The 21,947-nt window shown below is 61.3% G+C and carries 24 protein-coding genes and 1 pseudogene; 11 read left to right on the plus strand and 14 right to left on the minus strand.

Annotated elements, in window-relative coordinates; genetic code table 11:
- Window positions 1-3: 3 nt before the first annotated feature.
- Window positions 4-201, minus strand: a complete 198-nt coding sequence (locus AC1DE4_RS15840) for a hypothetical protein (protein ID WP_037216974.1) — start codon at window positions 199-201, stop codon at window positions 4-6.
- A 101-nt stretch (window positions 202-302) separates the two neighbouring features.
- On the opposite strand from AC1DE4_RS15840, the gene AC1DE4_RS15845 reads away from it, so the two are divergent.
- Window positions 303-1,208, plus strand: a complete 906-nt coding sequence (locus AC1DE4_RS15845) for a LysR substrate-binding domain-containing protein (RefSeq protein ID WP_018857533.1) — start codon at window positions 303-305, stop codon at window positions 1,206-1,208.
- Here AC1DE4_RS15845 and AC1DE4_RS15850 read toward each other — a convergent pair.
- A complete protein-coding gene (locus AC1DE4_RS15850) occupies window positions 1,205-1,537 on the minus strand; it encodes a hypothetical protein (RefSeq protein WP_018857532.1) in 333 nt (110 codons plus the stop codon). The two genes, AC1DE4_RS15845 and AC1DE4_RS15850, sit on opposite strands and share 4 nt — an antisense overlap.
- A 780-nt stretch (window positions 1,538-2,317) precedes the next feature.
- Between AC1DE4_RS15850 and puuD the strand changes: the two genes are divergently transcribed.
- Genes puuD through guaD form a run of 3 tightly spaced genes read left to right on the plus strand, consistent with a single transcriptional unit; the run spans window position 2,318 to window position 5,336 of the window.
- On the plus strand, window positions 2,318-3,556 hold the full coding sequence (gene puuD / locus AC1DE4_RS15855; RefSeq protein WP_025660445.1) for a urate hydroxylase PuuD: 1,239 nt from the start codon (window positions 2,318-2,320) through the stop codon (window positions 3,554-3,556).
- On the plus strand, window positions 3,553-3,984 hold the full coding sequence (locus tag AC1DE4_RS15860) for a COG3650 family protein (protein ID WP_477882012.1): 432 nt from the start codon (window positions 3,553-3,555) through the stop codon (window positions 3,982-3,984). The genes puuD and AC1DE4_RS15860 overlap by 4 nt, the downstream gene beginning before the upstream one ends.
- Before the next feature lie 44 nt (window positions 3,985-4,028).
- A complete protein-coding gene (gene guaD / locus AC1DE4_RS15865; protein ID WP_025660447.1) occupies window positions 4,029-5,336 on the plus strand; it encodes a guanine deaminase in 1,308 nt (435 codons plus the stop codon).
- A gap of 56 nt (window positions 5,337-5,392) precedes the next feature.
- On the opposite strand, the gene AC1DE4_RS15870 is transcribed toward guaD, so the two are convergent.
- Window positions 5,393-6,286: a LysR family transcriptional regulator gene (locus AC1DE4_RS15870; protein ID WP_025660448.1), complete on the minus strand. Its 894-nt coding sequence runs from the start codon at window positions 6,284-6,286 to the stop codon at window positions 5,393-5,395.
- 123 nt (window positions 6,287-6,409) lie between these two features.
- Here AC1DE4_RS15870 and AC1DE4_RS15875 point away from each other — a divergent pair, with 123 nt between their 5' ends.
- The 3 genes and pseudogenes from AC1DE4_RS15875 to AC1DE4_RS15885 all read left to right on the plus strand — a co-directional run bounded on the left by AC1DE4_RS15875 (window position 6,410) and on the right by AC1DE4_RS15885 (window position 8,578).
- On the plus strand, window positions 6,410-6,805 hold the full coding sequence (locus tag AC1DE4_RS15875; protein WP_018857525.1) for a (R)-mandelonitrile lyase: 396 nt from the start codon (window positions 6,410-6,412) through the stop codon (window positions 6,803-6,805).
- Window positions 6,806-6,819: 14 nt separating this feature from the next.
- Entirely contained in the window at window positions 6,820-7,809 is a 990-nt protein-coding gene (locus AC1DE4_RS15880; protein WP_018857524.1) for an aldo/keto reductase, read from the plus strand.
- Window positions 7,810-7,833: 24 nt separating this feature from the next.
- Window positions 7,834-8,578 (plus strand): annotated as a pseudogene (locus tag AC1DE4_RS15885) (SDR family oxidoreductase).
- Between the two features lie 74 nt (window positions 8,579-8,652).
- Here the strand turns inward: AC1DE4_RS15885 and AC1DE4_RS15890 are convergent.
- Entirely contained in the window at window positions 8,653-9,504 is an 852-nt protein-coding gene (locus tag AC1DE4_RS15890) for a LysR family transcriptional regulator (protein WP_018857523.1), read from the minus strand.
- A gap of 97 nt (window positions 9,505-9,601) precedes the next feature.
- On the opposite strand from AC1DE4_RS15890, the gene AC1DE4_RS15895 reads away from it, so the two are divergent.
- On the plus strand, window positions 9,602-10,570 hold the full coding sequence (locus AC1DE4_RS15895) for a quinone oxidoreductase family protein (RefSeq protein ID WP_025660449.1): 969 nt from the start codon (window positions 9,602-9,604) through the stop codon (window positions 10,568-10,570).
- Window positions 10,571-10,646: 76 nt separating this feature from the next.
- Window positions 10,647-11,789 carry an alpha-hydroxy acid oxidase gene (locus AC1DE4_RS15900; protein ID WP_025660450.1) on the plus strand — a complete coding sequence of 381 codons (1,143 nt, stop codon included), beginning with the start codon at window positions 10,647-10,649 and terminating at the stop codon, window positions 11,787-11,789.
- Window positions 11,790-11,798: 9 nt separating this feature from the next.
- Here AC1DE4_RS15900 and AC1DE4_RS15905 read toward each other — a convergent pair whose 3' ends face one another.
- The 9 genes from AC1DE4_RS15905 to AC1DE4_RS15945 all read right to left on the minus strand — a co-directional run bounded on the left by AC1DE4_RS15905 (window position 11,799) and on the right by AC1DE4_RS15945 (window position 17,643).
- Complete coding sequence (locus AC1DE4_RS15905; protein ID WP_025660451.1) at window positions 11,799-12,539, minus strand: metallophosphoesterase family protein; 741 nt, start codon at window positions 12,537-12,539, stop codon at window positions 11,799-11,801.
- Window positions 12,540-12,542: 3 nt separating this feature from the next.
- Complete coding sequence (gene uraH / locus AC1DE4_RS15910; protein WP_018857519.1) at window positions 12,543-12,899, minus strand: hydroxyisourate hydrolase; 357 nt, start codon at window positions 12,897-12,899, stop codon at window positions 12,543-12,545.
- On the minus strand, window positions 12,896-13,396 hold the full coding sequence (locus tag AC1DE4_RS15915; protein WP_018857518.1) for an ureidoglycolate lyase: 501 nt from the start codon (window positions 13,394-13,396) through the stop codon (window positions 12,896-12,898). The genes uraH and AC1DE4_RS15915 overlap by 4 nt, the downstream gene beginning before the upstream one ends.
- A 4-nt stretch (window positions 13,397-13,400) precedes the next feature.
- Entirely contained in the window at window positions 13,401-13,763 is a 363-nt protein-coding gene (locus AC1DE4_RS15920; protein ID WP_018857517.1) for a HepT-like ribonuclease domain-containing protein, read from the minus strand.
- A complete protein-coding gene (locus AC1DE4_RS15925; RefSeq protein ID WP_025660454.1) occupies window positions 13,760-14,053 on the minus strand; it encodes a nucleotidyltransferase family protein in 294 nt (97 codons plus the stop codon). The genes AC1DE4_RS15920 and AC1DE4_RS15925 overlap by 4 nt, the downstream gene beginning before the upstream one ends.
- Before the next feature lie 55 nt (window positions 14,054-14,108).
- Complete coding sequence (gene uraD, locus AC1DE4_RS15930) at window positions 14,109-14,606, minus strand: 2-oxo-4-hydroxy-4-carboxy-5-ureidoimidazoline decarboxylase (RefSeq protein ID WP_018857515.1); 498 nt, start codon at window positions 14,604-14,606, stop codon at window positions 14,109-14,111.
- Window positions 14,606-15,529, minus strand: coding sequence for an allantoinase PuuE (gene puuE, locus AC1DE4_RS15935; protein ID WP_018857514.1), 924 nt, complete (start codon window positions 15,527-15,529; stop codon window positions 14,606-14,608). The genes uraD and puuE overlap by 1 nt, the downstream gene beginning before the upstream one ends.
- A gap of 99 nt (window positions 15,530-15,628) precedes the next feature.
- On the minus strand, window positions 15,629-16,351 hold the full coding sequence (locus AC1DE4_RS15940) for a DUF1045 domain-containing protein (RefSeq protein WP_025660455.1): 723 nt from the start codon (window positions 16,349-16,351) through the stop codon (window positions 15,629-15,631).
- A gap of 113 nt (window positions 16,352-16,464) precedes the next feature.
- On the minus strand, window positions 16,465-17,643 hold the full coding sequence (locus AC1DE4_RS15945; protein WP_025660456.1) for an NAD(P)/FAD-dependent oxidoreductase: 1,179 nt from the start codon (window positions 17,641-17,643) through the stop codon (window positions 16,465-16,467).
- Between AC1DE4_RS15945 and mnmC2 the strand changes: the two genes are divergently transcribed.
- Window positions 17,642-18,358 carry a tRNA (5-methylaminomethyl-2-thiouridine)(34)-methyltransferase MnmC2 gene (gene mnmC2, locus AC1DE4_RS15950; RefSeq protein WP_025660457.1) on the plus strand — a complete coding sequence of 239 codons (717 nt, stop codon included), beginning with the start codon at window positions 17,642-17,644 and terminating at the stop codon, window positions 18,356-18,358. The two genes, AC1DE4_RS15945 and mnmC2, sit on opposite strands and share 2 nt — an antisense overlap.
- Here mnmC2 and AC1DE4_RS15955 read toward each other — a convergent pair.
- Window positions 18,348-21,194, minus strand: coding sequence for a response regulator (locus AC1DE4_RS15955; protein WP_477882019.1), 2,847 nt, complete (start codon window positions 21,192-21,194; stop codon window positions 18,348-18,350). The two genes, mnmC2 and AC1DE4_RS15955, sit on opposite strands and share 11 nt — an antisense overlap.
- 283 nt (window positions 21,195-21,477) lie before the next feature.
- On the opposite strand from AC1DE4_RS15955, the gene AC1DE4_RS15960 reads away from it, so the two are divergent.
- Window positions 21,478-21,864 (plus strand): hypothetical protein, encoded by a 387-nt coding sequence (locus AC1DE4_RS15960; protein WP_082728539.1) that lies wholly within the window; start codon window positions 21,478-21,480, stop codon window positions 21,862-21,864.
- Window positions 21,865-21,947: the final 83 nt, after the last annotated feature.

The following is a 21,947-nucleotide window of genomic DNA, read 5'->3' on the forward strand; positions in this document are numbered from 1 at the left end:
CCGCTAGAACTCCCTGTCGTAGCGCGGCTCGCGTCCATCCATGAAACCAAGGTCGCGCTTCACGCGATCCGGCATACCCTCGAGCTCCAGCCTGTCCCATTCCGAAAGCCGGCGCAGCAGCCTTCGGCCAAAGCCGGAGAGCCAACTGGAAGTCCCGGCAGCCCTTGCATGGCTCTCTTGTTCGATAACGGCGCAATCCATAACTTCACCTCAATAATCTGATCCGTTGAGTTGCAGATTGTGCCAATAAATGCTGCAATTCCAATCGAACAATCGTCGGAACACATAAAGAGAACTTATCCATGAAGCTGTCGAAGCAATTTCCGTTGAACGCCCTGCGGGTCTTCGAGGCGGTCGCGCGGCTCGGCAGTTTTACGCGCGCGGGCGAAGAACTCGGCATGACTCAGACTGCCGTGAGCTACCAGATAAAGCTTCTGGAGGAGAATGTCGGCGAGCCGCTGTTCCTGCGTCGTCCACGTCACATCAGTCTGACCGAGACTGGAGAACGGCTGGCTCCACAGGTCACAGAAGCCTTCGAAATGCTGCAACTCGCGATGGCCGAGGCACGCGGCGAAACGGAGGTAACGCTACAGATCACCTGCCTGGCGACATTCGCGTCCCAATGGCTTGCGCGTAAGCTCGGCAATTTTCAGCTCGCCAATCCGAATATCGCCGTACGGCTCAGCACGTCGGATTCGCTGGTCGATTTCGGCCGCGAAGCGGTCGATGTCGGCATACGCTCAGGCAGGGGCGAGTGGCCCGGCCTGCGGGCGGACAAACTGATGGACGTCTACTTCACGCCTATGCTGAGCCCGGCACTCGCGGAAAGCATTGGCGGCATTCATGAGCCCGCCGACCTATTGAAGCTTCGGATTTTCGATCCCACTGATCCTTGGTGGCACCAATGGCTGGACGCAGCTGGTGTACCGATTCCCAGCCTCGAGAAGCGAAGCACAAGCTTCTACGGCGCCCAGGCCTATGAGGCCGCGGCTGCCGTCGCCGGCCAGGGTGTCGCGATCCTGACGCCCGACTTCTATCCGGAAGAGCTTGCAAGCGGGAAGCTGATCCGCCCATTCGAACTGCAATGCACCGATGGCCGAGGCTATTGGCTCGCCTATCCGGAGAACCGTCGCAACGTCCCTAAGATCAAGGCATTCCGAAATTGGATTCTTGCGGAAATGAACGCCGCCGGGATCGACGGCAGCTAATAGCCCATCTGTGGCGCGTAGAAACAGCGCGGCGTATCCTCGTTCGGGAACAGGCAGAGATGGTAGTCGCCATCGCCCGAACGCATCGCTTTGCCCATGGGAAGAAGGAACACATGCGCATGCGTGACAAGCCGGTGATCCCCCGGCAGCAGCGTCACTCGATAGCCGTGCGGCGTGATCGCTACGCTCTTTGGTGGGATCATCTGGCAGTCGCCGGTCTCGCTGTCACCATTGCAACAGAACGGCTCATAGCTCCAGCCCGACGGCGCATCATGCGCGTAAGCACAGGATGCGAATGCAATCATCACACACACAAGAATGCTGCGCATGGGCATCATCTCCGTTGATGAAAGCGCCGCCGGGACGAAGCGGTTTCCACCTCAGCCCGACGGCCTCAAAATGAAATTGTAATCGAAACGTGACATTTCAAGCCACTTTCCATGCTGCACAGCGGCGCTGACAGCCCCCTTTGTTCGGGGGCGCCGTACCATTTCGCGCGCCCACCTCTCGACAGCCGGCAAGCGGTCTCTAGAGTGCCGAGCGTCGCCGGCACAGAGAGCATCCAATGAAAAAACGTCGACATGTTGGCCTAGTATGCTTTGTCTCGATGCCGCTCGCGCTGCATGCCCAGGAGCGCAGGCTTCAGGTAGAGGATCTGATGGCGATCGACGTCGGCGAGGTCCGCAAGGTGAGCAGCCCGGAAAACGGCGTTGATATGGTTTATGTATTGCAGCCTTATCAGGATCGGATTTTCTTCGCGTTCGAGGGCCGGGACAGGTCAACGAGACACTCGACACGATCGGTTACAAGGGCGACGAAGGCAGTTGGGCGGTGCTGTCAATCACCGGCTCCCACGTCGACATGCTCCGGGTAGGTCGCTCCCGCAAACCTTGATCTCCTCAACGAACATGAAGGGAACCACCTGGCTCTACCGGCAGGTTTCGAGCCTCGAGCGTGCGCGGACGGATCGCACGCCGCCTTTTCAAAAGTTCGTTACCGTGATCGGCTCTACGTTATTCTCGGCAATAGCTCCGAGTAACCGCAATCCTCTTTCCTCCGGGCGCGTCTTTCTGCAAAGTGACGAGTCGAGGGAAGAACAGGGGAACTCTATGTATGAATATGCCATAGCGTGGGAATGGTTGGCTTTTGCGGCCCGCTGGTTTCACGTCATTACCGCGATTGCGTGGATCGGCTCGTCCTTTTATTTCATTGCGCTCGACCTCGGCCTAGTGAAGCGGCCGCACCTTCCGCCCGGCGCCTATGGCGAGGAATGGCAGGTTCACGGCGGCGGCTTCTATCACATCCAGAAGTATCTGGTGGCGCCCGCGCAGATGCCCGAGCACCTGACCTGGTTCAAATACGAAAGCTATTTTACCTGGCTCTCCGGCTTCCTGATGCTCTGCATCGTCTACTATGGCGGCGCCGATCTCTTCCTCATCGACCGCCATGTGCTCGACATTACCGCTCCGGTCGCGATCCTGATCTCGCTCGCCTCGCTTGCGGTTGGCTGGGTCATCTACGACCTCTTGTGCAAGTCGCCGCTCGGCAAGAACACCTGGGGCTTGATGGCGGTTCTCTACGCCGTGATCGTCTTCATGGGCTGGGGCTACACGCAGCTCTTTACCGGCCGCGCCGCCTTCCTGCATCTCGGCGCCTTTACGGCAACGATCATGTCGGCCAACGTTTTCATGATCATCATCCCGAACCAGAAGATCGTCGTCGCCGACCTGATCGCCGGGCGCACGCCCGATGCCAAGTACGGCGCGATCGCCAAGCAGCGCTCACTCCACAACAACTACCTGACGCTGCCCGTGATCTTCTTCATGCTGTCGAACCACTATCCGCTGGCCTTCGGCACCGCCTATAACTGGGTAATCGCCGCCCTCGTCTTCCTGATGGGCGTCACCATCCGCCACTGGTTCAACACGACGCATGCGAGGAAGGGCCGCCCGACCTGGACCTGGATCGTCACCGTGATCCTTTTCATCCTGATCATGTGGCTGTCCACGGTGCCGCAGGTGCTAACCGGCGAGAAGGATGCGCAAGCGGTTGCCCCCGCCTTTCAGCAATTCGCCGGCGACCCGCATTTCCCCGCGGTCAAGCAGCTTGTCGGCACGCGCTGTTCCATGTGCCATGCCGCCGAACCGGTTTATGAAGGGCTAGCGCGGCCGCCAAAGGACGTCGTCCTCGAAACCGATGCGGAAATTGCCGCTCATGCGCGCGAGATCTATATACAGGCGGGCCGCAGCCACGCCATGCCGCCCGGCAACTTGACCGATATCACCCCGGATGAGCGCAAGCTGCTCGTCGCCTGGTTCGAAAGCGCAGTCGAAGGCAAACAGGAATGATCTCAGCCACCCTTCGCGCCCTGCTCCTCGCCGCCACCCTGACCGCCTGCGGGCAGAGCGGAGCGGATGCTTCGGGATCGGAGGGCGGCGCGGCACCAGCCGCTGGCAATTTTTCAGGCGATCTGAACGCCCTTGGCACCGAGCCCTTCTGGGCGATCAAGATCCGCACCGACGGGCTCACGTTCAGCCGTCCAGGTATCGAGGACGTCAAAAGCGCCAACTCCGGTCCGGTCATCGAGAACGATCGCGCCACGTGGACGATCGCCGACGGGCCGGCACCCTTCAAGCTGACGCTGACCAAAGGGGATTGCTCAGACGGCATGTCCGATCGTCACTACACGCTGAACGCGGTTCTGGCATTCGGAGACAAGACCATGTACGGCTGCGCCGACACTCCGGCGGCCATTGCCGCCCAGCCGGCGCCCTGACGCCAACGGCGCAACAAGAAGACAATCGACAGAGACAGAAAGCCATGACACATACCCTCCTCCGCGGCCGCCTGCTTTCCTTCCTGCGCGCACCCCAAGATCTTGGCGATAGTGGAAGCTATCTCTACGAAAGCGACGGCGCCCTCCTGATCAAGGATGGCCTGATCGTTGCCTGCGGCGCCTATGACAAGGTGAGCCCGCACGCCCCCGCCGATGCCGTAACCGTCGACCATCGTCCGCATCTGATCATGCCTGGCTTCATCGACATGCACCTGCATTTCCCGCAGATGCAGGTCATTGCCTCCTATGCGGCAAACCTGCTGGAATGGCTGAACACTTATACTTTCCCCGAGGAATGCCGCTTCGTCGAAAGCGATCACGCCCAGCGCATCGCCACGCATTTCTACGATGAGCTCGTGCGCCACGGCACGACGACGGCCGTCGCCTACTGCTCCGTCCACAAGACCTCCGCCGACGCCTTTTTCGCAGAAGCGCTGAGGCGCAGCATGCGCATGATCGGCGGCAAGGTGATGATGGACCGCAACGCCCCGCAGGGGCTGCTCGACACACCTCAGATGGGCTATGACGAGACCCGCAAGATCATCGCGGACTGGCACGGCAAGGCGCGCTGCCACGTCGCCATCACCCCGCGCTTCGCGATTACCTCGACGCCCGCACAGATGGAGGCCACCCAGGCGCTTGCCCGCGAGTTTCCCGACCTCCACATCCAGACTCACCTCTCCGAGAACCACGACGAGATCAAGTTCACCTGCGAGCTTTATCCCGAGGCGATCGACTACACCGACATCTACGCGCGCTACGGCCTGCTCGGCGACAAGACGCTCTTCGGCCACTGCATCCATCTTTCGGATCGCGAGGCCGATGCGATGAGCGAAGCAGGCTCGGTCGCGGTGCATTGCCCGACGTCGAACCTCTTCCTCGGCTCGGGTCTTTTCCCGCTGAAGGCGCTTGCGCGCCGCGAAAAGCCGGTGCGCATCGGGGTCGCGACCGACATTGGCGGCGGCTCCAGCTATTCGATGCTGCGCACGATGGACGAGGCCTACAAGATCCAGCAGCTGCTCGGCGAACGCCTGAACCCGTTGGAGAGCTACTATCACATAACATTGGGCAACGCCCGGTCGCTGTCCCTTGCCGACAGGATCGGTACGCTCGATGTCGGCTCCGACGCCGATATCGTCGTCCTCAACGCCGCCGCAACGCCCGCCATGGCGCTCAAGATGGAGGTCGTGAAGACGCTGCCGGAAGAACTCTTCCTGCTGCAAACCATGGGCGACGACCGCGCGATCGTGGAGACCTATGTGGCAGGCGTCGCCGCCAAGAGTGCGATCTGAGATCTGCCCGTTGAGGTCGGCATCGGTCCGCAGCGAGCAGGCGAATTTCGTATGCCTCACCCCCGGTAGCGAAGCGCATTGACCAGCAGGGCGAAGGCCGGCGACGTCTGCCGGCTGCTCGGATAATAGAGATGATATCCGGGGAACGGCGCACACCAATCCTCAAGGACGCGAACGAGCCGTCCATCGGACAGTGGCTGCCACACCAGCGCCTCCGGCATAAACGCCAGACCGAGGCCAGAAAGCGCTGCGTTCAGCCGTAACTGCGCGTTGTTGAACACCAACTGCCCCTCCACCCGCACCTTTACCTCTCGCCCTTCTTTCTCGAACTCCCAGGCATAGACCCCGCCATAGGTCGGCAGGCGCAGGTTGATGCAGTTGTGGTCGGTGAGTTCGGCAGGCGCCTGCGGCTTGAGCTGCCGGTCGAAATAGGCAGGCGCTCCGACGACAGCCATCCGCATGTCCGGCCCGATGCGCACAGCGATCATGTCCTTCGCCACCTGCTCGCCAAGGCGGACGCCGGCGTCATAGCGCTCGGCGACGATGTCGGTCAGCCCGTAGTCGACGATGATCTCGACATTGATATCGGGATAATCAGGCAACAGCCTCTCCAGCGCGGGCCAGAGTATGGCGTCAGCGGCGTGCTCTCCCGCGGTGATGCGGATCGTACCCGCCGGCTTCTCGCGAAATTCGCTGAGCGCAGCCAACTCGCTCTCGATCTCATCGAAACGCGGCCCGATCGAGCTCAGCAGACGCTCGCCTGCCTCCGTCGGCGACACGCTGCGTGTCGTGCGCGTCAGCAGCCGCAGGCCGAGGCGTGTTTCAAGGCCGCGGACGGTATGGCTGAGCGCCGATTGCGACACGCCGAGCTTGGCCGCGGCCTTCGTGAAGCTTCTCTCCCGCGCCACGGCCAGAAAGGCGATGAGGTCGTTGATCGATTGCCGCGTCATTCATGAATCTCACTCATAAGCTTATGCCGTTTATACCATCTAATCGCAGGAAAGCATCCGCACTAGATCTTCTTCCGAACGTCGGCCGAGCAGCACGCTCCTGAGCTCACGAAAGGACGAAAGATGAAAATCAAGCGAAACGGCTCCGATCCATCCGCCAAGGGACCGGCGGATTATTTCACTGGGACGGTCCGCATCGATGCGCCGTTCAACGGGGCGGCGCCAGCACGCGTCGGCGGTGCAACGGTGACCTTCGAGCCCGGCGCCCGCACCGCCTGGCACACCCATCCGCTCGGTCAGACGCTGATCGTCCTCTCCGGTACCGGCCGCGCACAGCGTGACGGCGGACCTGTGGAAGAAATTCGCGCCGGCGACATCATCTGGTTCGAACCGGGCGAAAAGCACTGGCACGGCGCATCCGCGACAACAGCCATGACCCACATCGCGATCGCCGAAGCCCTCGACGGCAAGGTGGTCGACTGGATGGAAACGGTCACCGACGAACAATACCAGGGCTAGGAAAGGGAAATTCCATGCAGAAGCGCACACTCGGAAAAAGCGGCCTCGAAGTCTCCGCGCTCGGCCTCGGATGCATGGGCTTAAGCTATGGCTACGGCCCGGCAATGGACACCGCGGACGCGATCAAGTTAATCCGCGCCGCCTTCGAACGCGGCGTCACCTTCTTCGACACCGCGGAAGCCTACGGTCCCTACAAGAACGAGACCCTGCTTGGCGAGGCGCTGGCGCCATTCCGCGACAAGGTCGTCATCGCCACCAAGTTCGGCTTCAACTTCGGCCCGGATGGCGGCCAGAGCGGCATGAACAGCCGCCCTGCTCATATCAGAGAGGTTGCCGATGCGGCGCTGAAGCGCCTCAACACCGACGTGATCGACCTCTTCTACCAGCACCGCGTCGATCCTGACGTGCCGATCGAGGATGTCGCCGGCACGGTCAGGGACCTGATCAGCGAAGGCAAGGTCAAGCACTTCGGCCTTTCGGAAGCCGGCGCCAGGACGATCCGCCGCGCGCATGCAGTGCAGCCGGTCGCCGCGCTGCAGAGCGAATATTCGCTGTGGTGGCGCGAGCCAGAACAGGACATCCTGCCGACGCTCGAGGAGCTTGGCATCGGCTTCGTTCCGTTCAGCCCGCTCGGCAAGGGCTTCCTGACCGGCGCGATCAATGAGACGACCACCTTCGACAGCAAGGATTTCCGTAACGTCGTTCCGCGCTTTTCCGCCGAAGCCCGCAAGGCCAATCAAGCGCTCGTCGATCGCCTCGGCGAGATCGCCCGCGACAAGGGCGCGACCCCGGCACAGATCGCGCTTGCCTGGCTGCTGGCCCGCAAGCCCTGGATCGTTCCGATCCCCGGAACGACAAAGATGCACCGTCTGGAAGAGAACATCAGCGCCGCTGCCGCGCAGCTGACGGCGGAAAACCTTGCCGCCATCGAAACCGCGCTCGCTGGCATAAAGGTCGAGGGTGACCGCTATCCGGCACACCTACAGGCAAGGGTCGACCGCTGAGCGGTGACCAAGCGAAGGGAAAGGATCTGTCATGACTACAGTATCAAGGACAAGGTCGTCGTGATCACCGGCGCGAGCAGCGGCCTTGGTGAAGCGGCGGCCAGACACCTGGCGCGAGACGGCGCCAAACTCGTTCTCGGCGCCCGGCGTCTCGACCGGCTGAATGCGATCGCCGACGAACTCGGCCTCGGCAGCGACGCCGTCGTCGAGACCGACGTAACTAAGGTCGATCAGGTCAAACGCCTGGTCGACCACGCCGTTCGGCTGCATGGCCGCGTCGACGTCATCATCAACAATGCCGGCCTGATGCCGCACTCTCCGCTGGAGCGCGGCAAGGTCGAGGATTGGGACCGCATGATCGACGTCAACCTCAAGGGCGTGCTCTACGGCATTGCCGCAGCGCTGCCCTATATGAAGCAGCAGAAGAGTGGCCATCTCATCAACGTCTCGTCGGTCACCGGCCACAAGGTCAATCCGGGCGGCGCCGTTTATGCCGCGACCAAGCATGGCTTGCGCATCATTTCCGAAGGGCTGCGGCAGGAGGTAAAGCCCTTCAACATCCGCACGACGATCATCTCGCCGGGCGCCGTTGCGAACCGAGCTGCCCGACAGCATCACTGAACCTGACGTCGCCGAGCGCGTCCGCAAGGTCTACGCAATGGCGATCCCGGCCGACTCTTTCGCGAGGATGGTTGCCTTCGCCATGAGCCAGCCGGAGGATGTCGACGTCAACGAGATCCTGTTCAGGCCGACCAAGCAAGAATATTGACTAGGGGCGGCCGGCTCAGGCCGCCTCTTAGCCCCAACCACCTGCGCTATTGCCCACGGAAATGCCCGCAGCTGCTAGCCGGACCACGGAATCGACTTCAGCGCCTCCATCACAACCCGGATGATCGGCACGTTGCGGATGTCGGCATGGACGACGAGCCAGAACTCCCGAGTCAGCGGCTGCCGCTGAGGAATAGCCTCGACGAGATCATCACGACCCGCCAGCATGAAATTTGGCAGCATGGCGATGCCGCCGCCAGCGCGCGCCGCCGCCAGCTGGAATTCCAGCGTCGTTGCCCTTAGTGCCACCTTCCTTCCCTCAGTCGCGTCGGCGAGCCGGATCGACTGCGGTGCGCTCGCCATCGTTTCATCGTAGGCGATGAAAGTCCGCTGTTCCTCCAACGTCGCGGCCAGATAGGCAGCCGTGGCATAGAAGCCGAAGCCGACATTCCCAAGCTTGCTGATGACGAAATTGCCCTGTTCCGGCTTCGTCATGCGGACCGCAATATCCGCCTCCCGCCTGTCGAGTGACGCATAGCGGGTCTCGCCGACGATGGTGATACCAATATCTGGGTGGCGGGCTCGCAAGGCGACCAGCGCTGCCGGCAGCATTGCAGCCGCGAGCGTCGGTGGCGCGCTGATCCTGACCTCGCCGGCAAGCGTCGCGCCGGCCGCAAGCCCCAAGCGTTCGATGGCCTGCGCCTCCTGCCCCATCCGCTCCGCCATGCCCGCCACCCGCTCGCCCTCCGGCGTCAGCACGATGCGCCGACCGCGCCGGTCGACCAGCTTCACACCCATCTGCTCCTCGAGCCCGGCCACTCGACGGGCAACTGTCGCGTGCTCCACTCCGAGGGCGCGCGCAGCTCCGAGCAACGTTCCGGCACGAGCGAGCGCCGCGAAGTAGCGAAGGTTTTCCCAATCGATCATTGTTCATTTTTTCCCATGCAATGAGAAACGATAGGGAATTTTCGACCATAACGCCATGGGCGATGATGGCTGCAGCAGCAATCGGAGAGCACGTTTCATGGATAAGGCCGTTACGCTTCTCGCACCAGGAGGCATCGAGCAACTACAGGTATCAGAACAGCAGCCGCAGGAGCCTGGCGCAAACGAGATCCGCATCCGTCACGACGCGATCGGTATGAATTTCCTCGATATCTACCACCGTCGCGGGCTCTACGCCCTGCCGGCCTATCCCGCCGTACTCGGGGTCGAGGGAGCAGGCACTGTCGAAGCCGTTGGAAGCGCCGTCACGAGACTGAAACCCGGCGATCGCGTAGCCTATGCCGGCGCGCCTGTCGGCGCCTATGCCGCGACAAGGCTCTTGCCGGCGGCCCGCGCCGTTCTCCTACCCGATGGCGTACCTTCAAAGGTTGCGGCCGCGTCCATGCTCAAGGGGCTGACAGCGTACATGCTCTTGACGAAGACCTATCGCGTCGAGCCCGGAACGACCGTTCTCATTCATGCCGCCGCCGGCGGGCTTGGAAGTATTCTCGTGCGGTGGGCAAAGTATCTCGGCGCTACAGTCATCGGAACCGTGAGTTCGGAGGAGAAGGCCGATCTCGCCCGCAGCTACGGTGCGGACCATCTGATCATCGGCCGAGACGCAGATGTCGTCGCCGCAGTGAAGCGGTTGACGGACAGCCGCGGCGTCGATGTCGCGTATGACGGCATCGGGGGCGGCATGCTGGCAAAATCCATAGCGGCCCTTCGTCCCTTCGGTGTCGTCGCCACAATCGGACAGGCCGGCGGGCCGATCCCGCCTGTCTCAGTTGATGAGCTTCGCCCCGGAAAATCGCTGACACATCCCAGCGTCATGGCTTACATCACGGACACTGCAGCCTACCTGACGGCAGCTGAAGCCGTGGTCGGAATGCTGGCTTCAGGCATAACGTCGACAATTGCCCGCGAATACCCTCTAGAGGCGGCTGCGGAAGCCCAGCAATTCCTTGAGGAAGGACGGGCGGCAGGCAGCCTGATTCTTGTCCCATAGGCGACGAAAGAGATACACAAAGCCTCGGAAATCATGTTAAGGGCCATGGCGTTATTCAGATGTGAAAGTCTTATCCATGGCCACTCCTCTCACAATCGCCGACCTCAAGAGCCTCGCCCAGCGCCGCGTCCCGAAGATGTTTTTCGACTATGCGGATTCGGGTGCCTGGACGGAGTCGACCTACCAGGCGAACGAGAGCGATTTTGCCAAGATCAAGCTGCGCCAGCGCGTCCTCGTCGACATGACGAACCGGACACTTGAAACGACCATGATCGGCCAGAAAGTGTCGATGCCAGTGGCGCTCGCCCCGACTGGCATGACTGGCATGCAGCACGCAGACGGCGAAATGCTGGCAGCCCGTGCTGCGGAAGAAGCCGGCGTTCCCTTCACGCTGTCGACGATGAGCATCTGCTCGATCGAGGATGTCGCCTCGGTTACCACCAGGCCATTCTGGTTCCAGCTCTACGTGATGCGCGACAAGGATTTCGTGCTCAACCTGATCAATCGCGCCAAGGCGGCGAAGTGCTCGGCTCTCGTATTGACCGCTGACCTGCAGATCCTCGGCCAGCGCCACAAGGACCTGCGCAACGGTCTCTCCGCCCCCCCGAAGTTCACGCCGAAGCACATCTGGCAGATGGCGACACGCCCCTTCTGGTGCCTCGACATGCTGCAGACCAAGCGCCGCAGCTTCGGCAACATCGTCGGCCACGCCAAGAATGTTTCCGATCTCTCGTCGCTCTCCTCCTGGACCGCCGAACAGTTCGACCCGCAGCTCTCCTGGGCCGACGTCGCCTGGATCAAGGAGCAGTGGGGCGGCCCGCTGATCATCAAGGGCATCTGCGACGTCGAGGACGCCAAGGCAGCAGCAGAAACAGGCGCCGACGCCATCATCGTTTCCAACCATGGTGGTCGCCAGCTGGACGGCGCCCCCTCTTCGATCAGCATGCTGGAGCCAATCGTCGATGTGGTCGGCCACAAGATCGAAGTGCATCTCGACGGCGGCATCCGCTCCGGCCAGGACGTGTTGAAGGCAGTAGCCCTCGGCGCCAAGGGCACCTATATCGGCCGCCCCTTCCTTTACGGCCTCGGCGCCATGGGTAAGGACGGCGTTACACTCGCGCTCAGCATCCTCCGCAAGGAGATGGACATCACCATGGCGCTCTGCGGCAAGCGCGACATCAACGACGTCAATTCTTCCATACTGCTCGGTCGGCAGTAAGAAAAGAAGCTACGGCATCCAACCGGTCGCGAGCGCGCCTGCCCAATCCGGGCGGGCGTTTTCATTTGCGAGGCGCGACATGGCCATGTAGTCGTAGGCGACCGTGCGGAAGGCAGGGAGCCAGCCGGTCTCGCCCTTTTCCAGGATACAATAGGACGCCAGCGGGTGGCCGGTCTCGACCTTGTGGTAATGCGGTCGATCGTCGTCATAGGCCGGGCAGCCGACGCTGCCGGGATTGACGATCAGCCTGTCATCGCTGAGGCGAACCAGTCGCGGGATATGGCTATGGCCACAGAGGATCAGCGGGAAATCCGCGCCCGTGGCCAACGCCTCGATCTCTGCAAGCGGCTTCAGGAAGACATGGCCTTCCGTAGACACGGATTCCAGCCAATAGGTGCTGTCGTTCGCAGGCGTCGCGTGGCAAAGGTAGACCTCGCTCCGATAAACGGCGCTCGTCGGCAGGCCGCGCAACCATTGCAGGTCGTCCGCCGTCAGCTGATCAAACGCTGCCGTGTCCGAAAGATGCATGGCCTCGCGCTGCTGTTCGATCAGATAGCGATCGTGATTGCCGCGGACGGTTAGCATGTCTCGCTCCCGCAGAAGCTCCGCAGTTCGCCCTGCCGTCAGCGGGCCGCTGAAACAATCGCCGAGATTGACGATCTCGGTAACGCCCTGCGCCGCGATATCGGCCAGCACCGCCTCGAGCGCCAGATGGTTGCCGTGTACATCCGCGATCGCCGCAAACCGCATCACCTAGCTACCGCGATAGGTCGAATAGCCGTAAGGCGAGATCAACAAGGGCACGTGGTAATGCGCGGTGACGTCGGCAATACCGAAGCGGATGGGCACGAGATCCAGAAAGGCCGGGTGTGGCAGAGCAATACCCTCGGCGCGCAGATAGTCTCCGGCATGAAAGACGAGTTCATAAGTCCCCGCCTTGAAGCTATCGCCGATCAGGATCGGCCCGCCGTCGACGCGGCCGTCGGAATTGGTCTTGACCGTCTTCATATGGCGACGGACCTCTCCTTCAAGGTGAAAGAGATCGATCCGCAATCCCTCGGCCGGCTTGCCGGACGCGGTATCTAGTACGTGGGTGGTCAGTCCGGTCATAGGCTCGGCTCGCTGATGATGAAGGGCCTTTCGAAGAAGTATTCTTCCAGATTGTTGCCGGGTCCCTCGCGGTCGACAACAAGGAAATCGCTTACGGCGCCAAGCGACATCAACGGGTGGTGCCAGGTATTGCGGCGATAGTTCACGCCCTGATCGCCCCGCGCCAGAAACACCCGCGGACGACCGGGCTTGCCGCCCTCGTCCTCGGAGACGACGACGAGATAGGGGCGGCCGGAGATAGGCGAAAAACTCTGGCTGCCGAACGGATGCCGCTCCATCATGTCAACTTCATAGGGAAAGTGGCGCGGCTGCCCGCGAAACAGGTTGATGATGACGCGCGCGCCCTCGCCTGCCGCTTCGGCAGCGGCAAGCGCATGGAAGCGCTCGGTCGTTCCGTTGTTGATATAGCGCATCGTTACCGGATCGGCTTCGATGATATCACCGAAGGGCGCAAAGGCGGATTTGGTCAGCGGAACAATATCGAGGATTTGAGACATGTCTTTATTCGCCTTCGGCACGCCAATTGCGCACGAGGTCAAGTCTGTAGAGCAGGTCGGGAACATCGTCTTTCGCGGTCGCCCAAATCTTGTCGAGATCGATGTCGAAATAGCCATGAGCAATACGATTGCGCATGCCTCGCATCGCGCCCCAAGGGAACTCGGGGTGCTCTACCATAAACTCGGGATGGATCTTTATGAGTTGTGCAGCGATCTCCGAAGCCATCAGGAGGCTCATTCCGACCGCCCGCTGAAGGATGATGTCAGCCAGAAAGTGCTCCTTACTGACATCGGTGACCATTTGATGGGCATCGGTAGCGGCTTGCCGCATGCGCTCCAGCAGGTAGGAAATTCGCTCGAGGCTCATATGGGCTTCGCTTCCGAAAGGACACGGATACGCACGGGTTCGGGAAAGTCGCCGGGCGTCAGCAGATGGATGGACGTACCCAGCATCATCTGTTCCAGTGCGTCCTGCAAGCCGCCCAGCGTCAACAATGTGCTGCCCGGCAGCGCATCCACCAGAATATCCAGATCGCTGTCCGGCCGGTCCTCGCCGCGCGCCACGGAGCCGAAGACACGTGGGTTCGCCGCGTTGAAGCGCTTCGTCACTTCGCGGATCGCCTGCCTGTTCTTCTCCAGCACTTCGGATGGCCTCATGGCGCAACTATAAGTCACGGGCGCAAAAGAGAAAAGCACCAAGGAGCTGCCTGTCTCAACGCCCCGGCAGTATCATCTCAAGGCGCAGAAACGCGATACGCTCGACCTGTGCGGTGGCTGTTTCGAACTCTTCATCGCGCGTGTTGTCGATGCGCTTTTCGAAGGCAGCCAGAATGTCATCCTTGTTCAGGCCCTTAACCGCGATGATGAAGGGAAAGCCGAACTTTTCGACATAGGCCGTGTTGAGCTCGGTGAAGCGGCCATGTTCCGCGGCGCTCAGCCGATCGAGCCCGGCGCCTGCCTGCTCTTTCTTGCTGTCTTCGGTAAGCTCACCCGCTATCGCGAGACGTCCGGCAAGATCGGGATGGGCACGCAGCACGCCGAGCCGCTCCTCCGGACTCGCCGCCCGGAAGATGGCGACGAGCGCCGTGTGGACACGATCCACCGTCAGTTCGTCGCCGACGAAACCGTCGTCATAGGCACGCTCGGCAATGAACGGCGAATGTTCAAAGACACCGCCGTAGCGTGACACGAACTCGTCCCGCGAAAGCATCAGATTGTCTCCGGCTTGTGGTGGGCATGCCAATGCTGCGCGATCTCGATTCGCCTGGGTATCCACACCTTGTCGTGCTTCAGCACATATTCGATGAAGCGTTTCAACGCTGCGGCGCGACCGGGACGACCGACGAGACGGCAATGCAGGCCAACCGACATCATCTTCGGGCTGCCGGCCTTCCCCTCTTCATACAGCGTATCGAAGGCATCCTTGAGGTAAGTGAAGAACTGATCGCCGGAATTGAAGCCTTGCGGCGTTGCAAAGCGCATGTCGTTCGTCTCGAGCGTATAGGGTATGATCAGGAACGGGTTGTCATCGACACCCTTCACCCAAAACGGCAGATCGTCGGCATAAGAGTCAGAGGAATAAAGGAAACCGCCCTCTTCCATGACGAGGCGCAGCGTGTTGTCCGAAGGCTTGCCTTGGTACATTCCGTAGGGACGTTCGCCGGTCAGTTCCGTGTGGAGGCGCACGGCTTCCTGGATATGCTTGCGCTCGACGTCTTCCTGGAAGTCCTTGTACTCAAGCCAGCGGTACCCGTGGCTGGCGATCTCCCAACCGGCTTCCTTCATGGCCGCGACCGCCTCCGGGTTGCGCGCCATAGCAAGCGTCACCCCATAAACGGTGGCCTGAACCTTGAGCTCCGTGAACATGCGCCACAAGCGCCAGAACCCGGCGCGCGAGCCATATTCGTAAATCGATTCCATATTGAGGTTTCGCTGACCCGGCCAGGACGCGGCACCGACAATTTCCGACAGAAGGTTTTCGGAGGCAGGATCGCCATCGAGAATGCAGCTTTCGCCGCCTTCTTCGTAATTGATAACGAACTGAACGGCCACGCAGGCATCGCCCGGCCACTTCGGGTCGGGCGTGTTGCGACCGTAACCGATCAGATTGCGCGGATAAGTTTCGGATACCATGAAATCACCTTCCTGAAAGTCGGCGAAACGGTAGCATCCAGAGAAGGAATGTCGAGACGGAAAGTACGCAACAGAGTTTTGCCTTTGCGGCRCAAACTCTTAGGCCAGTGTAGAAACACGATCTCGACGTGCGCTGACCTTGCCCATCGGATGCAGCGAATGCACGCTAAACGGCCCGCCATTCCCCTCTTCGACCATCAGCGCGACATTGGCGACCTTGACGGGATCGGCGAGGACTGGCTCGAAGGCGTTCCGAAGCGCCTGCTCGACCCGTGGCATGTCGCAGTGGCTGACAGGACCGGTCAGCGGCATATGAAAGCGAAACTCGTCCATCACAAAAGGGCTGCCCCAGCGATACAGATTGGCGAACTGCGCCGCCGACAGGCCACCCGGGTCCGTCCGCTCGATTTCTGCCTCGCTCAACGGCGCCCGGAATCGGTCGAACTCTTGAACGACGGCACTGGAAAGATAGTGGACATGTTCGCAAGGCCGCGACGGAACGAGACTGTAGAATACACCGAGCCTCGCCACCTCAAGCTGATGGATGTGAAACGGCGTCAGCGTTCCACAGAAGCGCATCAGATCCCGCAGAAGTTGCGCCTCCGTTACGTCGGCGGCGAGGCGGAAGGGCGCCTTCAGAACACCTTGGAAGCCATAGCGGCGCGGTAGCGCCGTATGGAAGGCAATCTCGTGAATGCTCAGGCCGCGGATCGCTGTCGGCTCGACCATCTCGCCAGAGAACACGTTTCGACCCAACCAGTTTGCAGCCACGTGCGAAAGCGGGTCGCTCGCAGCGGGTGTAAAGCAAATGGCATAGCGCATCCAATTTCCTCCGTCGAACAAACGGCACAGCCCTCCGTCGGCGCCGCGGTTGCGCTAGCAGATAGGTGATTTGCATGACAGAATAACGAAAGGCAGGAGGTGCTAATTCACGTTTAGCGTGAAGCGACGCAGATGTGATTGGCGAGCAAGAAGCTTTCCGGCAGCGCGAAGGGCGGCTGGCGGCCGGCCGCGAGGTGGATCGCTGCCGCAGCCAGACGGTGCGCCAGGCCGAAGCTGACCTTGAAGCCGCCGGTCAATGCGATCAGGCCGGCATGGTCGGGATGGACGCCGATCATCGGATCACGATCGATCGCTTTCGGCCGCAGACCGGCCCACCGCTCAACAACGGGCGCGCCTCGCAACGCCGGCACCAATTGGGCAGATGCCTCAAGCAGCGCGTCGAGCTGCTCGTCCGTCGAGAATGGTTCGTCGAAGCGATTCTCGCTGGTGCTGCCGACGGCGACATGGCCGCCCTCATGCGCAACGATATACAGCCCGTCGCGAAAGATCGTCGGCAAGGACGGGGCTATGTCGACTTTCAGCAGGGCTGCCTGGCCTTTGACGGGCTGGCCCAGCGGCTTCACAAGGCCACCGGTATACCGCTGCAGCAATGGAAAGGATTGGTGGCCGGCAGCGACAATGCACTGTCTGAAAGCAATGTCACCTGCACTGGTAATCGCAACCTTGCGCTCAAGATCGAGATCATCGACCGAAACGTTTTCGGCAACGCGGACGCTCCGTGCGTCGCGCAGTGATGCCGCTAGGAGCGCGATGAGCGACCGCGGCGCGACTCTGGCGGCAAGCGTGTCGTGCACGAAGCCGCTTTCACCTGCCGCTGCGTCCAGCCAGTTGTCCTGGGGAGGCTTGTCGAGCACGCGCCAGTGGTAGCGCTGCTCGCCGGCGATCCAGCGATGCTTCGCATCCCGGGAATGACCGAGCGCGATCTCGCGCAAATGCGGCTTCGGCAGCGGAATGAGGCGGCCCGAGCGCCGATAGCCGGCGGAAAGACCGGTCTGCCGTTCCAACGCTGCAATCTCCGCCTCCAGAGAAACGAGCGCATCGAACTGAAATTGCTTCTTGGCATTCCACTTGTCCGGCATGTGCGGCATCAGCGCCCCGAGCAGGCCGCCGCTCGCGCCGTGACCTAGCCGGCCGGCTTCGATGAGCCATGCATTGATGCCCAGGCGTTCCGCCTGAACCGCTGCCCATAGCCCCATGATACCGCCACCGATGATCAGCAGGGCAGTCGATGATTGACCGGAACGCGCGGTCGGACTATCGGCTTTTGGCATGACAGATACTGATCCCGAAAAGAGTGCTGGCCCCCACCAGCCGCTGGAGTGGCGCGACGGCGATATGCCCTATTCACCGGCCTTTGGCGACCATTTTTATTGCCAGACCGATGGCCGGCTGGAATGCGGACACGTTTTCCTCGCCGGCAACGGCCTGCCGCAGCGCTGGCAGGATAACGGCGACTTCCTGATCGGTGAGCTCGGCTTCGGCACAGGTTTGAATTTCGCCGAAACGTGGCGGCAATGGAAACTCTTTCGGCGCAACGGGCAGCAACTGCACTTCATGTCGTTTGAACTTTATCTGATGCGGCGTGGGGAAATCGACCGTGCGCTTTCTCATTGGGCCGAGATCGACATCGAGCGGCAAGCCCTGGCGGCCGCCTGGCCGGAAACGCCGGAAGCAAGCGTCTTCCTGCGGCTCGATGACCAGACGTCGCTCAGCGTTATCCGCGGCCATGCTCTCGAAGGCGTCGCGGCCGCGCAAGCCGGCTTCGATGCCTGGTATCTCGACGGCTTCGCCCCATCGCGCAATGCCGACATGTGGTCTGAGGAATTGATGCGCCTCGTCTGCGAGAAGACGAAGCCAGGCGGAACCTTCGCGACCTATGCGGCGGCCGGCTTTGTCCGACGAAACCTGATCGCCGCCGGCTTTGCGGTGGAGCGTCGTGCCGGCTTTGCCGGAAAACGCGAGATGCTCTGCGGCATCAAATCCTAGACCCCGCGTGCTGCTCGCTCGCGCGCAGCCACAGCGCAAGCTTCTCTTCGAGCAGTTCCGGGCTGATCGGTTTTGACATGTAATCGTCCATTCCGGCGTCCAGGCAGAGATCGCGGTCGACCTCCAGCGTATGCGCCGTCACTCCGATGATCGGCACGCGATGACCTTGTACGCGTTCGCGATCGCGTATTGCGCGCGTCGCGTCGTGGCCGTTCATGACAGGCATCGAGACATCCATCATGATGATGCGTGGTGCGCAGCGATCCCATGCCTCGACCGCCTCCTCGCCGTTGCCGACGACGAGAAAACTGAGGCCGGTTTCCTGCAATATCTGCGTAAAGACGATCTGGTTGACTTCGTTATCTTCCGCAACCAGCACGTCGATGAACTCCGCCGGCGGCCATTCGGAAGGCTCAGCTTTGGCGAGCGGCGGCGGCGCTGCCTCCGGAACCGTCTTCCCCGCCGCAGCGATCTGTTTCGTGCGACTTGCCCGCACGACGTCAACGATGGTGTTTCGCAGCACGTTGGCCCGCGCCGGCTTCATCAAATAGGCTTGACCGTTAAGCGCGGCGAACTCTTTCTCCGTCCCGGAAATGTCCATTGAGGTCAGGAAGATGATCGGCAGCCGTTCAAAGCGGCTGTCGGCGCGCAGCTTCCGTGCGATGTCGGCGCCGTTCATGCCCGGCATCTGGTAATCCAGCACGACCGCATCGATCTCGATGCCCAACTCGTTCGCTGCGGCGATTATTGCCATGGCCGCCGGTCCGTCCTCGGCGGCGGCCCCATCGAAGCCCCAGAGGTCCAGCTGCTCGGCCAAAATCTGTCGGTTGACCGCGTTGTCGTCGACGATGAGAACGCGCGCACCCGTCACGTTGACCGGCAAGGGCTTTGGAGCAAGGCGCGCCGCTGCCACGGTGAGAGGCAGGTTTACCGTAAAGACCGAGCCCTCCCCCGGTTCGCTGTCCACCTCGAGGTAGCCGCCGAACAAGTCGACCAGCCCTGCCGTGATGGCAAGGCCAAGCCCGGTTCCCTCATGGCGACGCGTGGAGGATGAGTCGATCTGCGAGAACTTGTCGAAAATGGAGTCGAGCTTGTCGCCCGGGATGCCGATGCCGGTATCCTCGACCCGGATGCGCGCCATGATTTCGTCTTCCGCGCCCGGCGTAAAGCCGACGTCCACAAGGACGTGACCGCGCTCGGTGAACTTTATGGCATTGCCGACGAGATTGGCGATGATCTGGCGGAAGCGGCCGGCGTCACCGATCACGGCCGACGGCAAATCGGGTGCCGCGCGCACCAGCAGCTCTATGTTCTTCTCAGCCGCCGGCGAAGACAGGAGCGTTGTAACGTCCTCGATCGCCTCGACCAAATCGAACGTCGTGCGCCTGAGGGTCATCTGGCCGGCGTCGATCTTGGAGAAGTCGAGAATGTCGTTGATAATCGTCACCAAGGCGTTGCCCGACTTGGCGATGATATCGATGAACGTCTTCTGGCGCGTGTCGAGATTGGTCTTCGCCAGCAATTCGGCCATTCCGAGAACGCCGTTCATCGGCGTTCGGATCTCATGGCTCATATTCGCCAGGAACTCCGACTTGACGCGATCGGCGGCTTCCGCCCGGGATAGCAACCGCTCAAGCTCGGCCTCACGCTGCTTCGCTTCGGTGACATCGGTGAACAGCGCAACCCAGTGCTGCCGCTCGCTGATCGTCGCATCCAGGTTAACCCAGCGCTCTCCGGCGACATGGAACGGCGTCGAAATCGGCTTCTTGGCCGCGATATTATCGCGCCAGCTCTGCAGGATTTCATCTTCCTGCCCGTGAAAGTCGCCACGTTCGGCGCAAAACCGGAACAGATCGATCCACCCCCGTCCAACTGCGAGATATTCAGGTGGTATGGCGAGGATCTCGCTGAGTGGCTCGCTGGCAAGCAGGATGTTGCCGTCCTGAACGATCAAGAGGCCCTGCGACATCGCCCGTGTCGCGTCCTCCATCAAGTCGCCGAGATGCGCGAGAGCCGCCCGCGTTTCGTGAATTTCCTTCTCCCGCTGGCGGACCGCAGTGACATCAGTATAGGAAAGCAGGACGCGACCGTTGGAAAGGCAGCCGCCCTCGAACAGGACCCGCTTGCCGTTAACCCAGCCCAGTTCTATTGGCGGCTGCTGTTCCGCAGCAAAATGCTTCTCGCGCCGGGCAAGGATCTGCTCCGGCGTGAGCCTGTCCCCATAGCGACCGAGTTGGTGATTGCGACGGATGACGTCGATGAAGGCCAAGCCGTCGAAGCGGTCGTCACGTGGTAGATCCCAGACATCGTAGAACTCGTCATTGGCGTAGAGGACGTTGCGCTCTTCGTCGAGGATCATGACACCGACTGGGAGAGCACGAAGAATGCCTTCAAGATCGTCCGTCAGCGCCCGGCTGCGAGCCAAGTCGGATGCCGAAAGGGTCGGCTTGGCCCCTGTCAGCTGATCGCCGCCGTCTTGATGTGGAGCTGTCCTTTCAAAAATACCGAGCACATAGACGCGGTCTTCGGACGGCGAGAAACTCTCGATCCGCACCCGCTCGCGCCCGAAGCCCCTGCTGTCCAAACAAACGGCACTTTCCTCACTCGCGAAGACGAGCGCGCGCCGCTCCTTGTCTTCGCGGGCCTCCTCTTCCGGCGTATCGATAAGTTCTCGGCTCCGGCAGCCGATGAAATCAGGGATCTCCCTTCCGAAGAAGGATGCATAGGCCTCGTTGACGGCCACATAGCGAAGCTCGCTGTTCTTGACATAGGCGGGGCGCTCCAGATCCGCGATCCGGCGGCAGGCCAGCTCGAGAAGGTCCCCGCTCGATGTCAAAGTTGGTCCTCAGTCAGGAAAAGCTTACTCATCGAGCAAGTATAACGGGCGCTCTTTAACAACCCTTTAACCATAATGCAGCGGCACCCTGCAGGACGCAGGTAACCTGTGCTCTAGCGCCGGCGCGGCCGCTGCGATGCAGCAGTTCAAACCGAATAAACCCTGCGGAACTGTGGTATAGTTTCACTCGTTTCTAAAATGAACTCGTTCAGTTGGCCCGTATACCCGAACGGTTTCGCCTGACGGCTTCAGGAACAAGCATCGTCTACGAAAGGAGACGACCATGTCCGTACTTCATAAAAGCATGGCGGCGGGCTTAATGGCATTGACCCTGACGGGTACAACCCTCATCCCGGCAACGCCCGCGAACGCCAATCATGACTTCTGGGGAGGCGTTGCCGTTGGAGCAGTCGGCGGCCTGCTGCTGTCGCAGGTTGGGCGCCCCTACGCCTATTACGGCTATCCGGGCCCATACTATCGACCGTACTATCGGCCGTATTACAGGTCCTACTATAGGCCGTACTACCAACCCTATTATGGGGGCTACTACAGGCCGGCATATCGGAGCTATTACAGGCCTTATTCGCGGTACTACTACGCGCCTCGGTGCCATATCGTATGGCGGCACAACGGTTGGGGCGACGCTTACCGGACACGGGTCTGCTACTGAGAACGGCGCTGGCATAGGGTGTCGCTGCGGTGGGCGTTGAGCCTGTGCTCTTGACTTTTGGCCCCAACTAGACCAAATGCAGG

It is taken from the genome of Rhizobium sp. 10N414, assembly GCF_056394785.1.